10 protein-coding genes are annotated in these 15,261 nt (G+C 71.6%); 3 read left to right on the forward strand and 7 right to left on the reverse strand.

Annotated features, from left to right (window positions below):
• Positions 1-90 precede the first annotated feature (90 nt).
• A complete protein-coding gene (locus tag ABB07_RS17855) occupies positions 91-1,020 on the forward strand; it encodes a hypothetical protein (RefSeq protein ID WP_208899633.1) in 930 nt (309 codons plus the stop codon).
• On the opposite strand, the gene ABB07_RS17860 is transcribed toward ABB07_RS17855, so the two are convergent.
• The 7 genes from ABB07_RS17860 to ABB07_RS17890 form a co-directional block, all read right to left on the reverse strand.
• Entirely contained in the window at positions 1,001-3,553 is a 2,553-nt protein-coding gene (locus ABB07_RS17860) for a sensor histidine kinase (RefSeq protein ID WP_208899634.1), read from the reverse strand. The two genes, ABB07_RS17855 and ABB07_RS17860, sit on opposite strands and share 20 nt — an antisense overlap.
• A gap of 1 nt (position 3,554) precedes the next feature.
• On the reverse strand, positions 3,555-4,238 hold the full coding sequence (locus ABB07_RS17865) for a response regulator (protein ID WP_208899635.1): 684 nt from the start codon (positions 4,236-4,238) through the stop codon (positions 3,555-3,557).
• A gap of 106 nt (positions 4,239-4,344) precedes the next feature.
• The gene (locus ABB07_RS17870) at positions 4,345-4,977 is read right to left on the reverse strand and encodes a potassium-transporting ATPase subunit C (RefSeq protein WP_208899636.1); all 633 of its coding nucleotides are present in this window, start codon (positions 4,975-4,977) and stop codon (positions 4,345-4,347) included.
• A gap of 5 nt (positions 4,978-4,982) precedes the next feature.
• Entirely contained in the window at positions 4,983-7,100 is a 2,118-nt protein-coding gene (gene kdpB, locus ABB07_RS17875; protein WP_208899637.1) for a potassium-transporting ATPase subunit KdpB, read from the reverse strand.
• Positions 7,097-8,761: a potassium-transporting ATPase subunit KdpA gene (gene kdpA, locus ABB07_RS17880; RefSeq protein WP_208899638.1), complete on the reverse strand. Its 1,665-nt coding sequence runs from the start codon at positions 8,759-8,761 to the stop codon at positions 7,097-7,099. The genes kdpB and kdpA overlap by 4 nt, the downstream gene beginning before the upstream one ends.
• A gap of 8 nt (positions 8,762-8,769) precedes the next feature.
• Positions 8,770-8,859, reverse strand: coding sequence for a K(+)-transporting ATPase subunit F (gene kdpF / locus ABB07_RS17885; RefSeq protein ID WP_009326374.1), 90 nt, complete (start codon positions 8,857-8,859; stop codon positions 8,770-8,772).
• A 212-nt stretch (positions 8,860-9,071) separates the two neighbouring features.
• Positions 9,072-10,913, reverse strand: coding sequence for an APC family permease (locus tag ABB07_RS17890; protein WP_208899639.1), 1,842 nt, complete (start codon positions 10,911-10,913; stop codon positions 9,072-9,074).
• Positions 10,914-11,248: 335 nt separating this feature from the next.
• Here ABB07_RS17890 and ABB07_RS17895 point away from each other — a divergent pair, with 335 nt between their 5' ends.
• Entirely contained in the window at positions 11,249-12,820 is a 1,572-nt protein-coding gene (locus ABB07_RS17895; RefSeq protein WP_208899640.1) for a Na+/H+ antiporter, read from the forward strand.
• A gap of 418 nt (positions 12,821-13,238) precedes the next feature.
• Positions 13,239-15,197, forward strand: a complete 1,959-nt coding sequence (locus tag ABB07_RS17900; RefSeq protein WP_208899641.1) for an APC family permease — start codon at positions 13,239-13,241, stop codon at positions 15,195-15,197.
• Positions 15,198-15,261: the final 64 nt, after the last annotated feature.

Raw genomic sequence — 15,261 nt, forward strand, 5'->3', positions numbered from 1 at the left:
CCTCCGGGATCCGGCCGCCCGCCGCGGTCCCGCACGGCTCTGCCACGTTCAGCCGCGCCGCATCCGGCGCCCACCTGGAAAGACACACTCATGTCCCAGCGTTTCCGCACGCCCCGCCGCGCCCTCGCGGCGGCCGCCGCCACCGCGGCACTCACCCTGACCCTCGCCGCCTGCGGCGGCTCCGGCACCGGCTCCGACAAGGGCCACGACTCCGGCATGGCCGGCATGGAGCACAGCGCCACGCCGTCCGCTTCGGCGTCCGCCGGTGACATGGCGTCGATGCCCGGCATGGGCGCCGCGTCCACCGGCAACGGCCTCGCCGCCGCGCAGGACGGCTACACGATGACGGCCACGGCCGCCGGCCTCCCCGCCGGCAGGGCGACGCAGTACCGCTTCGCCATCACCGGCCCGGACGGCCGGCCGGTCACCGGCTTCGCCGTCGACCAGACCAGGCGGATGCACTTCTACGCCATCCGCTCCGACCTCACCGGCTTCCAGCACCTGCACCCCACCATGGCCCGAAGCGGCACCTGGACCGCGCCGCTCGCCGCGCTGCGGCCGGGCACCTGGCGGATGTACGCCTCCTTCACCCCGGACGGCGGCGCCGGCAAGGGCAAGGACTTCGTGCTCAGCCGCACCGTGAAGGTGCCCGGCGCGGCCATGACCTCGTCCCTGCCGAAGGCGTCCGGCACCGCCACCGTCGACGGCTACACCGTCACGGTGCAGGGCGCTCCGATGGCGGGCATGGCGCACCGGCTGACCGCCACCGTCACCAGGGACGGCAAGCCGGTCACCGACCTGCAGCCGTACCTCGACACCTACGCCCACCTGACCGCCTTCCACCAGGGCGACCTCGCCTTCGCCCACCTCCACCCGGAGACGCAGGCCGACGGTGACCACGGCGGACCGGCCCTGACCTTCCACGCCGAGTTCGCCCGGTCCGGGAACTGGCGGCTGTTCCTGCAGTTCCGCACCGGCGGGAAGCTGCACACCGCGTCCCTCACCCTGCACGTCGGCTGACGGCGCCGGGGGTGGGCTCTCGCGCGACCGGTCCGGAGAGCACCGTCGGTACGGAGAGCACCATCGTGAGCCCACCCCCCGGCGTGTCCTCCGCCCGCAGCGTGCCGGAGAGGGCCTCGGTGAAACCGCGGGCGACCGCGAGGCCGAGGCCCACTCCGACCCCGCGCGGGGCGTCGCCGTACCGCTGGAAGGGCTCGAAGATACGGTCCTTGGCCTCGTCGGGGACGCCGGGGCCGCGGTCCACGACCCGTACCTCGACCCGGTCGGCGAGGGCGCTCGCCAGGACCAGGACCTTCTCCCCGGGCGGGCTGTACTTGACGGCGTTCTCGACGACGTTGGCGACGGCCCGCTCCAGCAGGCCCCGGTCCACATACACCATCGGCAGCGTCTCGGGGATGTCCAGCTCCACGCTGTCCTCGGGCACCCCGCCGAGCGCCATGGGCACGACCTCGTCGAGGTCGCTCTCGCGGATGATGGCGGTGACGGTGCCGGTCTGCAGGCGGGACATGTCGAGGAGGTTGCCCACCAGGTGGTCGAGCCGGTCGGCGCCCTCCTCGATGGCCTGCAGCAGCTCCGCCCGGTCCTGCGCGGACCACTCGACGTCGTCCGACCTGAGCGAGGTCACCGCGGCCTTGATGCCGGCCAGCGGGGTGCGCAGGTCGTGGCTGACGGCGGCGAGCAGGGCGGTCCTGATGCGGTTGCCCTCCGCCAGTTCCTTCGCCCGGTCGGCCTCGCTCTGCAGCCGCTGCCGGTCCAGCACCACGGCGGCCTGCGCGGCGAACGCGGCCAGCACCCGGCGGTCGGCGGCGGGCAGCACCCGGCCGCGCAGCGACAGGGCCATGTGGTCGCCCACGGGGACGTCGACGTCCGCGTCCTCCGGCACCTTCGCGGGCCGGGGTCCCACGCTGCCGGCGCAGGTCCAGGGCGCGGTCTCGCCGGTCCGCTCCAGCAGGGCCACCGACTCCATGCCGAAGGTCTCGCGGACCCGCTCCAGCAGCGCCTCCAGAGTGGTCTCGCCGCGCAGGACGTTGCCCGCGAGGAAGGAGAGTATCTCCGACTCGGCGCGCAGCCGGGCCGCCTGATGGGTGCGCCGGGCGGCGAGGTCCACCACCGAGGCCACGGACACGGCGACCCCGACGAAGATCGCGATGGCGACGATGTTCTTCGGGTCGGCGATCGTCAGGGTGTGGACGGGCGGGGTGAAGTACCAGTTGAGCAGCAGCGAGCCCACGACCGCCGAGGCCAGCGCCGGGAAGAGGCCGCCCAGCAGGGCCGCCGCCACCGTCAGCGTCAGGAAGAGCAGCATGTCGTTGGCGAGCCCGACGTCCGGGGTGACCGTGGTGAGCAGCCAGGTCAGCAGGACGGGGCCGGACCCGCCGACGGCCCAGCCCCAGCTGACCCGGGAACGTCCGAGGCGTCCGCCGCGCGCCACCGGCAGCCCGCGGCCCTTGCCCGCCTCGTCGTGCGTGATGAGGTGGACGTCGAGGTCGGGGCCGGAGTCCCGGGCCACCGTCGCGCCGACGCCCGGCCCGAAGACGTACTGCCAGCCCTTGCGGCGGGAGACGCCGAGGACGATCTGGGTGGCGTTCACGCCCCGCGCGAAGTCGAGCAGGGCGGCCGGTATGTCGTCGCCGACCACGTGGTGGAAGGAGCCGCCGAGATCCTCGACCAGGGTGCGCTGGTCGGCGAGTTCCTTCGGGGAGGCCGAGGTCAGCCCGTCGCTGCGGGAGATGTAGACGGCCAGCACCTCGCCGCCGGCGCCCTTCTCCGCGAGCCGCGCGGCCCGCCGGATCAGGGTACTGCCCTCGGGGCCGCCGGTCAGGCCGACCACGATCCGCTCCCGCGAGCCCCAGATGGCCGACACCCGGTGCTCGCGCCGGTACTCGTTGAGGTACTCGTCGACCCGGTCGGCCACCCACAGCAGCGCCAGCTCCCGCAGGGCGGTGAGGTTCCCGGGGCGGAAGTAGTTGGACAGGGCCGCGTCGACCTTGTCCGGCCGGTAGATGTTGCCGTGCGCCATCCGCCGGCGCAGCGCCTCCGGGGACATGTCGACCAGCTCGATCTGGTCGGCCCGCCGCACCACCTCGTCCGGGACGGTCTCGCGCTGCCGCACACCCGTGATCGACTCGACCACGTCGCCGAGTGACTCCAGGTGCTGGATGTTGACGGTCGAGACGACGTCGATGCCCGCGGCGAGCAGTTCCTGAACGTCCTGCCAGCGCTTGGCGTTGCGCGAGCCGGGGACGTTGGTGTGGGCGAGCTCGTCCACCAGGGCGACGGTCGGCGCCCGGCGCAGCACGGCGTCGACGTCCATCTCGCCGAAGCGGGTGCCCCGGTACTCCAGCTGCCTGCGCGGGACCTGCTCCAGACCGTGCAGCATCACCTCCGTACGCGGCCGGTGATGGTGCTCCACCAGGGCGACCACGCAGTCGGTGCCCCGCTCGACGCGGCGGTGGGCCTCCGCCAGCATGGCGTAGGTCTTGCCGACGCCGGGTGCCGCGCCGAGGTAGATCCGGAGCCTGCCACGTGCCATGTCATCCCTCGAAGCGGTAGCCCATGCCGGGCTCGGTGATCAGATAGCGGGGCTGGGAGGGGTCCGACTCCAGCTTCCGGCGGAGCTGGGCCATGTAGACCCGCAGATAGTTCGTCTTGTTGCTCTGCGAGACGCCCCAGACCTCGTGGAGCAGCTGCCTCTGTGTGACCAGCCGGCCGGGGTTCGTCACCAGGATCTCCAGCAGGTGCCACTCGGTCGGGGTCAGCCGCACGTCCCGCCCGTCCCGTACGGCCTTCTTGGCGAGCAGGTCCAGGGTGAAGTGCGCCGTCTCCACCCGTGTCGGCTCGGGGACCAGCGGGGTGTCCTCGGTACGGCGGACGGCGGCGCGCAGCCGGGCCAGCAGCTCGTCCATGCTGAACGGCTTGGTGATGTAGTCGTCGGCGCCCGCGTCGAGCGCGGCCACCTTCTCGTCGGACGCCTGCCGGGCGGACAGGACCAGGATCGGCACCCGGCTCCGGTCCCGTACGCCCCTGATGACGTCGACGCCGTCCATGTCGGGCAGCCCGAGGTCCAGCAGGACCACGTCGGGCCGGCGCGCGGCGGCGAGCCGCAGGGCCGTGGCGCCGTCGGAGGCGGCGTCCACGCCGTAGTGCCGAGCCTGCAAGTTGATGACGAGGGCCCGAACGAGCTGCGGGTCGTCCTCGACCACGAGCACCCTGGTCATGGGTGTGTGCCTCTCCTGTCATGCCCGCGGGAGCCGGCACCCCCGAGCCCTGTCGTCGAACGACAGGACCCGGGCACCGGCTCCCCTCGCGGATCGCGTAAGGCGGTCATTTCTTCGCCACGAGGTCCTTGAGCGCGATGTTGAGTTCCAGGACGTTCACCCGGGGCTCCCCCAGGAAGCCGAGGGTGCGGCCGGTCGTGTGGTCCCTGACCAGCTGCTCGACCCGGGCGACCGGCAGGCCGTTCCGCTCGGCGACCCGGTGCGCCTGCAGCTCGGCGTACTGCGGGGAGATGTCCGGGTCCAGTCCGGAGCCGGAGGAGGTGACGGCGTCGGCGGGGACGTCCGCCGGCCTGACGGTGTAGCCGGGAACGGAGTTGACCTTCACCACCTCGGCCCGGGTGTCCTCGACCTGCTTGAGGAGCACCTTGCTGTCCGCCGACAGGTTGGTGGCGCCGGACAGGATCAGTTTGTACCGCGTGTTGACGCTGTTCGTGCCGAGGCCGTTCGCCGGGCGGGACTGGAAGTACCGCAGGCCGTAGCCCTGTTGGCCGATCAGCGAGGAGCCGACTACCCTGCCGTCCGCCCTGGTCTCGGAGCCGTTCGCCTTGTCGCGGAAGAACGCCTGGGCCACGCCCGTGACCGCCAGCGGGTACAGGACGCCCGTGAGCACGGTCAGCACGAGCAGCGCCCGCAGACCCGCGCCCAGCAACCGGGCCGTGTTCACAAAGGAGTTGTTCATGTCCTTCACCCGATCCCGGGGATCAGAGAGATGAGCAGGTCGATGAGCTTGATGCCGACGAACGGCGCGATCAGACCGCCGATGCCATAGATCCCGAGGTTCCTGCGGAGCATCTTGTCCGCGCTCATCGGCCGGTACCGCACGCCCTTCAGGGACAGCGGCACCAGGGCGACGATGATCAGCGCGTTGAACACGACGGCCGACAGGATCGCGGAGTTGGGCGAGGACAGGTGCATGATGTTCAGCTTGTCCAGGCCCGGGTAGACCGCCGCGAACAGCGCCGGGATGATCGCGAAGTACTTCGCGACGTCGTTGGCGATGGAGAACGTCGTCAACGCGCCCCGGGTGATGAGGAGTTGCTTGCCGATCTCCACGATCTCGATCAGCTTGGTCGGGTCGGAGTCGAGGTCGACCATGTTGCCGGCCTCCTTGGCGGCCGACGTACCCGTGTTCATCGCCACGCCGACGTCCGCCTGGGCGAGCGCGGGCGCGTCGTTCGTGCCGTCACCGGTCATCGCGACCAGCTTGCCGCCGGCCTGCTCCCGCTTGATGAGGGCCATCTTGTCCTCGGGAGTGGCCTCGGCGAGAAAGTCGTCGACACCCGCCTCCCCGGCGATCGCCTTCGCCGTCAGCGGGTTGTCACCCGTGATCATGACGGTCCTGATGCCCATGCGGCGCAGCTCCTCGAACCGCTCCCGCATGCCCTCCTTGACGACGTCCTTGAGGTGGATGACACCGAGCACGCGGGCGCCCCCGCCGTCGCGGACGGCGACCAGCAGCGGGGTGCCGCCGGCCTCGGAGATGCGGTGGGCGATCCGGTCCGCGTCCTCGGCGACCGTTCCGCCGCGCTCCTCGACCCAGGCCAGCACCGAGGCGGTCGCGCCCTTGCGGATCTCGCGGCCGTCGACGTCCACACCCGACATCCGGGTCTGGGCGGTGAACTCGATCCACTCGGCGCCGGCCAGCTCGCCCTGGTGGCGCTCGCGCAGCCCGTACTTCTCCTTGGCGAGGACGACGACGGAGCGGCCCTCGGGCGTCTCGTCGGCCAGCGAGGACAGCTGGGCCGCGTCCGCGACCTCCGCCTCGGTGGTGCCCTTCACCGGCACGAACTCGGCGGCCCTCCGGTTGCCGTAGGTGATCGTGCCGGTCTTGTCCAGCAGCAGCGTGGAGACGTCACCGGCGGCCTCGACCGCACGCCCCGACATGGCGAGCACGTTGCGCTGCACCAGCCGGTCCATGCCCGCGATGCCGATCGCGGAGAGCAGGGCGCCGATCGTGGTCGGGATCAGGCAGACCAGCAGGGCCACCAGCACGACCATGGTCAGGTGCGTGCCCGCGTACGTGGCGAACGGCGGCAGCGTGGCGCAGGCCAGCAGGAAGACGATGGTCAGCGAGGCCAGCAGGATGTTCAGCGCGATCTCGTTGGGCGTCTTCTGCCGGGCGGCGCCCTCCACCAGGTTGATCATCCGGTCGATGAAGGTCTCGCCGGGCCTGGTCGTGATCCTGATGACGATCCGGTCGGACAGCACCTTGGTACCGCCCGTCACGGCGCTGCGGTCACCGCCGGACTCCCGGATGACCGGGGCGGACTCGCCGGTGATCGCCGACTCGTCCACCGAGGCGACACCCTCGACGACGTCACCGTCGCCGGGGATGACGTCACCGGCCTCGCAGACCACGAGGTCGCCGATCTTCAACTCGGTACCGGCGACCACGGTCCCGTCCACCTTGCGTGCCACGGTGTCGGTCTTGGCCTTGCGCAGGGTGTCGGCCTGCGCCTTGCCGCGGCCCTCGGCGACCGCTTCCGCCAGGTTGGCGAAGACGACGGTCAGCCAGAGCCAGACGCTGATGGTCCAGCCGAACCAGTCGCCCGGGTGCTGCAAGGAGAACACCGTGGTCAGGACCGAGCCGATCCACACCACGAACATCACGGGCGACTTGACCATCACCCGCGGGTCGAGCTTGCGGAAGGCGTCCGGCAGCGACTTCACCAGTGCCTTGGGGTCGAACAGGCCCGCTCCGACACGGCCCTCGGCGGGCTTGTGCCCGGTCGGCGCGTCCTGGTGGGGCGCCAGAGTGGGTGTGGACATCGCGTCCTCTTGGTTTTCCGTTCGGGTCGTCATGACGCCAGCCCCTCGGCCAGCGGACCCAGCGCCAGCGCCGGGAAGTACGTCAGACCGGTGATGATCAGGATCGCGCCCACCAGCAGGCCGGTGAACAGCGGTTTCTCGGTGCGCAGGGTGCCCGCGGTGACCGGCACCGGCCGCTGCCCGGCGAGCGAGCCGGCCAGCGCCAGCACGAACACCATCGGCAGGAAGCGGCCCAGCAGCATCGCGAGGCCGGTCGTGGTGTTGAACCAGTCGGTGTTCGCGTTCAGACCGGCGAAGGCCGAACCGTTGTTGTTCGACGCGGACGTGAACGCGTACAGCACCTCGGAGAACCCGTGCGCGCCCTGGTTGAGCATCGAGTGCGGCGGGGTCGGCAGCGCCATGGAGGCCGCGGTGAACACGAGCACCAGGGCGGGGGTGACGAGGAGGTAGCAGGCGGCGAGCTTCATCTCGCGGCCGCCGATCTTCTTGCCCAGGTACTCGGGCGTACGACCGACCATGAGACCGGCGATGAACACCGCGATCACGGCCATGATCAGCATGCCGTACAGGCCGGAGCCGGTGCCGCCGGGCGCGATCTCGCCCAGCATCATGCCCAGCATGGCGATCCCGCCGCCCAGGCCGGTGAAGGAGGAGTGGAAGGAGTCCACCGCACCGGTCGAGGTGAGCGTCGTCGACACCGCGAAGATCGAGGAGCCGCCGACGCCGAAGCGGACCTCCTTGCCCTCCATCGCGCCGCCCGCGGCCTGCAGCGCCGCGCCGTGGTGGGCGAACTCCGTCCACATCATCAGCGCGGTGAAGCCCAGCCAGATGGTGGCCATCGTGGCGAGGATCGCGTACCCCTGCTTCACCGAGCCCACCATGACGCCGAAGGTGCGGGTCAGCGAGAACGGGATCACCAGGATCAGGAAGACCTCGAAGAGGTTGGTGAAGGGAGTCGGGTTCTCGAAGGGGTGGGCGGAGTTGGCGTTGAAGTAGCCGCCGCCGTTGGTGCCCAGCTCCTTGATCGCCTCCTGCGAGGCCACCGCACCGCCGTTCCACTGCTGCGAGCCGCCCATGAACTGGCCGACCGCGTGGATACCCGAGAAGTTCTGGATCGCACCGCAGGCGACCAGCACGACGGCGGCGATCGCGGCACCGGGCACCAGGATCCGCAGCGTGCCGCGCACCAGGTCGGTCCAGAAGTTGCCCAGTTCACCGGTGCGCGAGCGGGCGAAGCCCCGCACGAGGGCCACCGCGACGGCGATGCCGACGGCGGCGGAGACGAAGTTCTGCACGGCGAGACCGGCGGTCTGCACGACGTGCCCCATGGTCTGCTCGCCGTAGTACGACTGCCAGTTGGTGTTGGTCACGAAGGACACGGCCGTGTTGAACGACTGCGCCGGATCGACCGAGGCGAAGTGCATCGAGCCGGGCAGCACGCCCTGCAGCCGCTGCAGCAGGTAGAGGAAGAGGACGCTGACGGCGGAGAAGGCCAGCACACCGCGCAGATACGCGGGCCAGGTCATCCCGGCGTCGGGGTCGGCACCGATGGCCCGGTAGATCCACTTCTCCACCCGCAGGTGCTTCTTCGAGGAGTAGACCTTGGCCATGTAGGTGCCGAGCGGGACGTAGGCGAGCGCCAGTGCGCCCATGAGGGCGAACAGCTGGAGAAGGCCCGCGACTTCTGGACTCATGTCGGTGCTCAGAACCTCTCCGGGAAGATCAGGGCGAGGACGAGATAGCCCAGCAGGGCGACGGCCACGACCAGGCCGACGACGTTCTCGGCGGTCACAGCTTCGTCACCCCCTTGGCGACGAGGGCCACCAGCGCGAATCCCGCGAGCACGGTGACGACGAAGGCCAGATCGGCCATCGCGAACTCCTGGAGTGAGGTTCGGTGGAAACGGACGAGTACGAGGAAACCGCCGGTCCGGCCGGATCCGGTCGCCCGTTGACGGCTCTCATACGGCCGTGCTCACGGCTTTGACGGGTCTCTTACGGAGGCTCAGGGCAGCCGGAACCGCAGCCGGCAGATCACCGCGTCCGTCTCCCGCCGCACGGCGTGTGCGACGACCGCACCCCGCTGGTTCTGCAGCAGCCGCTGCCACAGCCGCTCCGGCTCGGTCTCCGGGATCAGCACGGTGACCCGGGTGCCGGGCTCGGCGGCGGCCACCTGACGGACGTACGCGGCGATGGGGCGGCCCAGGCTGCGCCGCGCACAGGGGAGCCGCACCAGGGGCACCCCGGGGTCCCACTGCGCCCAGGACCGCTCCAGGGCGTGCTGCGCGGTGCGGTCCTCGGCGTCCGGGTAGCACACGGTCACCGCGCGGACCTCGTCGCCGAGGGAGGCGGCCGCGGTCAGGGCTTCGGAGGTCAGCCGGGACAGCGAGGACACCGGGACGAGCACCAGCGACCGCTCGCGGTGTGGCGCCTGCGGTATGCGGCCGAGGCCGAGCCGCTCGCCGATCCGGCCGTAGGCCCGGTGCACGGTGGTGCAGCCCGCCACCAGCAAGGGCACCGCGATCACGATCAGCCAGGCGCCCTCGGTGAACTTGCTCGCCGTGACGACGACGGCCGCGACCCCGGTCAGGACCGCGCCGGAGCCGTTCAGCAGCGCCCGTCCGCGCCACCCCGGGTTCCGCCCCCGGCGCCAGTGCCGGACCATTCCCACCTGGGCGATCGTGAAGCCGACGAAGACACCGATGGCGAACATCGGCACCAGGGTGTTGGTGTCGCCGCCGGAGAAGACCAGCAGCGCGGCCGAGACGACGGCGAGGGCGAGCACACCGTGCCGGTGCACCTGCCGGTCGGCCTTCAGGGCGAAGACGTGCGGCGCGTAGTTGTCCCTGGCGAGCAGCTTCAGCAGTACCGGCAGCCCGCCGAAGGACGTGTTCGCCGACAGGGCCAGCAGGACCATCGTGGCGAACTGGATGACGTAGAAGGCCCAGTTGTGGCCGAGCGAGGCGTCCGCGAGCTGGGCCAGCACCGTGACGCCCGCCACCGGCTGGAGGTGGAAGCGCCCGATCAGCACCGCCAGACCGATCAGCATCAGACCGAGTACGGCGCCCAGGGCGACCTCCGCCCGCTGGGCCCGGCGTACCCGCGGAACGCGGAAGCAGGGGACGGCGTTGGCGATGGCCTCGACGCCGGTCAAGGCGGAACACCCGGAAGCGAAAGCTTTCAGCAGGAGCAGCACGCCGACGCTCGTGGCGTTGCCGGTGACCACCGTGGCATGCCCGGCCGTGGCGGCCGTGCTCACCGGGGCCGACCGCAGCAGGCCGGCCACGATCAGTACGAAGATCGCGGCCACGAAGACGACCGTCGGCACGATGAACGCCTTCGCCGACTCCACGATCCCCCGCAGGTTCACCCCGGTGATCAGCGCGAGCACGGCCAGGCACAGCCACAGCCGGTCGCCGTACAGGGCGGGAAAGGCGGAGGTCAGGGCCGCCACGCCCGCCGTGACGGCGACCGCGACGTTCAGCACGTAGTCCAGCACCAGCGAGGCGGCGGCCACCAGGCTGGTCCGCTCGCCCAGGTGGGCCCTCGCCACGGCGTACGAGCCGCCGCCGTCCGGGAAGGCCGCGATGACCTGCCGGTAGGAAGCCACCAGCACCACGAGCAGGGCCGCGATGGCCAGCGTCACCGGCAGCGTGCAGCCCAGCCCGTGCGCTCCGGCGGCGGCCAGGACGAGCACGATCGCCTCCGGGCCGTACGCCACCGACGCCACGGCGTCCAGCGACAGCGCGGCCAGTCCCGTGACGGCGGTCAGCCGATGCCGCTCCCCGGTATCAGGCGGCTCCTCTCCGGCGGGGACGGCATCCGGCTCGGTGGTCAGGACGGACATGGGCGCGTACTCCTTCTTCCTGTGACGACCGCGATCCCTCGGTACGCGGTGCATCCAGGTTCTGTCCGTATCCCGCCGCCTCCGAACGGCCCTACCGGCATCTTCGCGCCCAACCGGCCCGTCTTGACGGGCCCTTGACGGGTGACGCCGCCCGGCCCGCGTCGACGCGGGCCGCCGCCGCGGCCACCGGGGTCTTCCCGGTGGCGGTCCCGTGGACCTTGACACTGTTTTGACGAGACCTGGCCCGATAGGGTGATGACCGGTGTGCCGGGAAGTCTGGTCGGCCGGGAGCCGGAGCGGCTTCCGCAATCCCTTCCGCGTTTCCAGGGAACGGCATGCGCAGCGTCGGTACGGTTCTCGCCCTCGTGGTCCTCGCCACGGTGGTCGCCACCTTCGCGCGCCGCTGGCGCATTCCCGCCCCCTCCCTGCTCGTGGTCGCCGGTCTCGCGGTGGCGCTGCTGCCGGGCACCCCCGAGATCCGGATCAGCCCCCAGATCATCGGCCTCGTCGTCCTCCCGCCCCTGCTGTACGCGAGCGCCGAGGACATGCCCTGGCGGGAGCTGCGGGCGGTGTGGAAACCGGTCGGGATCCTCGCCATCGGCCTGGTGCTCGCCTCCGCGGCGGCCGTCGCGGCCGTGGCCGCCCTGGTCACCCCCCTGTCCTGGGAGATGGCGTTCGTGCTGGGCGCGGTGCTGGCCAGCACCGACCCGGTCGCGGTCACCGCGCTCGGCCGCCGGCTCGCCCTGCCGCCGAGGGTGCAGGTCCTGGTGCAGGCGGAGAGCCTGTTCAACGACGCGACCTCGCTGGTGCTGGTCCGGGTGGCGGCGGGCATCGCCATCGCCTCGGCCGCCGCGAGCTGGGGCGCGGCGACCGGCCAGTTCTTCCTGCTCGCGGGCGGCGGCACGGTGATCGGCACGGCGGTGGCCGGAGTGGTCACCCTGATCCGGCGGCGCACCGAGGACCCGGTCCTGGAGACGGTGATCGCCCTGGTCACCCCGTACGCCGCCTATCTGCTGGCGGAGGTCGCGCACACCTCCGGGGTGACGTCCTGCGTGGTCGCCGGGGTGGTGCTGGGCGGCCGGGGCGACCGGCTGACCAACGCCCGCATACGCCTCCAGCTGCACGCGGTGTACGGCACCGTGGTGTTCCTGCTGGAGAGCGTCGTCTTCAGCCTGATCGGGCTGGCCCTGCCCGCCCAGGTGCGGGCGCTGGCCCACGCCGACCGGTCCTGGCCGCTGTACGCCCTCGCCGTCGCCGCGACCCTCGTCGCCGTACGGCTGCTGTGGCTGGCCCCGCTGTCGGCGGTCGTGCAGCGCGAGGGCGGGGTGGCCCGGCCGAACTGGCGCATCCCGATGGTGCTGACCTGGGCGGGCACGCGCGGGGTGATGCCGCTGGCCGCCGCGCTGTCCATCCCCGAGGCCGGGAAGGACGGCACGCCGCTCGCCGACCGCCCGCTGGTGCTGGTCCTGACCACCTCGGTCGTGGTCGTCACCCTCGTCGTCCAGGGTTTCACCCTCGCCCCGGTCGTCCGCGCCTCCGGCATCGCCCTGGAGCCCGCCCACACCGCGCGCGAGGAGGCCGAGGCCCGTTCCCACCTCGCCCACGCGGGCCTCGCGCGCCTGGAGGAGCTCGCGGAGCTGGAGGTCGTGCCCGAGGTGGTCCTGGACCGCCTGCGCCGGGGCCTGACCGCCCGCCTCGACGACGCCCGCGACCGGCTCTCCCGGAGCGACGGCGGGGTCGCGACCGAATCCGCCGACCGGGTCTACCGCCAGCTGCGGCGCGATCTGATCGCCGTCGAGAGCGGCGAACTCCAGCGGCTGTACGACAACCACGCCATCAGCGACACGACGCGCCGACGACTGCAGCGGGCCCTGGACCTGGAGGAGGCGCGGCTGTCGGACGCGTAGCGCTCCGCGGGGGGCCGTTCGTCGTCGGGGTGCGGGTGCGTCGTCGGGTGCGGGTGCGTTGGGGGGCACCCGGCCTTCGGCCGGGTCGGGGTTCCCACCCGCACCACCCGTGCAGGAATCGTCGTCGGGTGCGGGTGGCCCTGGTGGGGCGGATTCGCCGTCGGCGTCTGCAGGGGGCGCTGCGGGGGCGTCTGCGGGGGCTGCGGTTCTTCGACCGTGGGGGGGCAATGTGGCTGGTCATGCCCGCGTCGGGCGGTCTTGACGGAAGCTTGACGCCAGGGGCGCCCCGGCCCGGGGGCCCGTGTCTCACCGTCTGCTTAGGCTGGTGACGCAGCGGCGTGACGGCCCGAGCCTCACGAACCTCGCGCTCCGCACGCCGAGCGGCACAGCGGCACAGCGGCACATCAGGAGCACGCCGATGGCCACGACCCAACACCCTCCGCATACCGGCCGCCTCCGGGCCTGGATGCTGGAGGGGCTGTCCGACATGGGCAAGGCGGGGGGCCACACCGGCCCGCACGCCGAGCCGGAACCCCCGCACCGGGGCCAGCGCTGGTACCGGGTGATGTGCCTGACCGGCGTCGACTACTTCTCCACCCTCGGCTACCAGCCCGGCATCGCCGCGCTCGCGGCCGGCCTGCTCTCCCCCGTCGCCACCCTCGTCCTCGTCGCCGTCACCCTGGCCGGCGCCCTCCCGGTGTACCGCCGCGTGGCCGAGGAGAGCCCGCACGGCGAGGGCTCCATCGCCATGCTGGAGCGGCTGCTGTCGTTCTGGAAGGGCAAACTCTTCGTCCTGACCCTGCTGGGTTTCGCCGCCACCGACTTCCTGATCACCATCACCCTGTCGGCCGCCGACGCCTCCACCCACCTCATCGAGAACCCGCACCTGACCCACGCCCTGCAGGGACAGCAGATGATCATCACGCTGCTGCTGGTCGCCCTGCTGGGCGCGGTGTTCCTCAAGGGCTTCCTGGAGGCGATCGGCGTCGCGTTCGCCCTGGTGGCGGTCTACCTCGCCCTGAACGCCGTGGTCGTGGTGGCCGGGCTGTGGCACGTGCTCACCGCCGAGCACCTGGTCACCGACTGGACCAGCGCCCTGACCACCCAGCACGGCACCGTCTTCGCCATGATCGGCGTGTCCCTGCTGGTCTTCCCCAAGCTCGCCCTCGGCCTGTCCGGCTTCGAGACCGGCGTCGCCGTCATGCCCCACGTCCAGGGCGACCCGGGGGACACCGAGGAGAAGCCGACCGGCCGGATCCGGGACACGAAGAAGCTGCTCACCACGGCCGCGCTGATCATGAGCGTCTTCCTGATCACCACCAGCTTCATCACCACGGTGCTGATCCCGGCGAACGAGTTCCAGCCCGGCGGCAAGGCCAACGGCCGCGCGCTGGCCTACCTCGCCCACGAGTACCTCGGCAGCGCCTTCGGCACGGTCTACGACCTGTCCACCATCGCCATCCTGTGGTTCGCCGGCGCCTCCGCGATGGCCGGTCTGCTGAACCTGATGCCCCGCTACCTGCCGCGCTACGGCATGGCCCCGCACTGGGCCCGCGCCGTGCGTCCGATGGTCATGGTGTTCACCCTCGTCGCCTTCCTGGTCACCTGGATCTTCGACGCCAACGTCGACGCGCAGGGCGGCGCGTACGCCACCGGCGTGCTGGTCCTGATGTCCTCCGCCGCGATCGCCGTGACCATCGCCTCCCACCGGGCCGGGGAGCGCGGCTGGACCGCGGCCTTCGGCACCGTCGCCGCGGTCCTGCTCTACGTGACCGTCGCGAACGTCATCGAGCGGCCGGACGGTGTGAAGATCGGCGCCTGCTTCATCGTCGGCATCATGCTCGTCTCCTTCCTGTCCCGGCTGGCCCGCGCCTTCGAGCTGCGCGTCACCCGGATCGAGCTGGACGACATGGCGGAACGTTTCATCCGAGACATGTCGCACCGCCGTATCCGCTTCATCGCGAACAAGCCCGGCCGCCGCGACAAGGCCGAGTACCGCGACAAGATCGAGCAGATCCGGGCCGACAACGACATCCCGACGACGGAGGACTTCGTCTTCGTCGAGGTCACGGTCACCGACCCCTCCGAGTTCGAGGCGGGCATGACCGTACGCGGCGAGGTCCTGCACGACCGCTACCGCGTCCTCACCCTGGAGCACTCCTCCATCTCCAACGCCCTGGCGGCCCTCCTCCTGCACGCCCGGGACACGACGGGCTGCACCCCGCACATCTACTTCGAGTGGACCGAGGGCACCCCCTTCGCCAACTTCCTGCGCTTCTTCCTCTTCGGCCAGGGCGAGGTGGCCCCGGTCACCCGCGAGGTGCTGCGCGAGGCGGAACCGAACCGCGTCAGACGCCCGCGCGTCCACACCGGCTGAGGAGGGGCGGGCCGCCACCGCGTCAGCGACGCGTCAAGATGCGGCCGTACGGCGCTAGAAGCGC

It is taken from the genome of Streptomyces incarnatus (genome assembly GCF_001027185.1).
GTDB classification, from domain to species: domain Bacteria; phylum Actinomycetota; class Actinomycetes; order Streptomycetales; family Streptomycetaceae; genus Streptomyces; species Streptomyces puniciscabiei.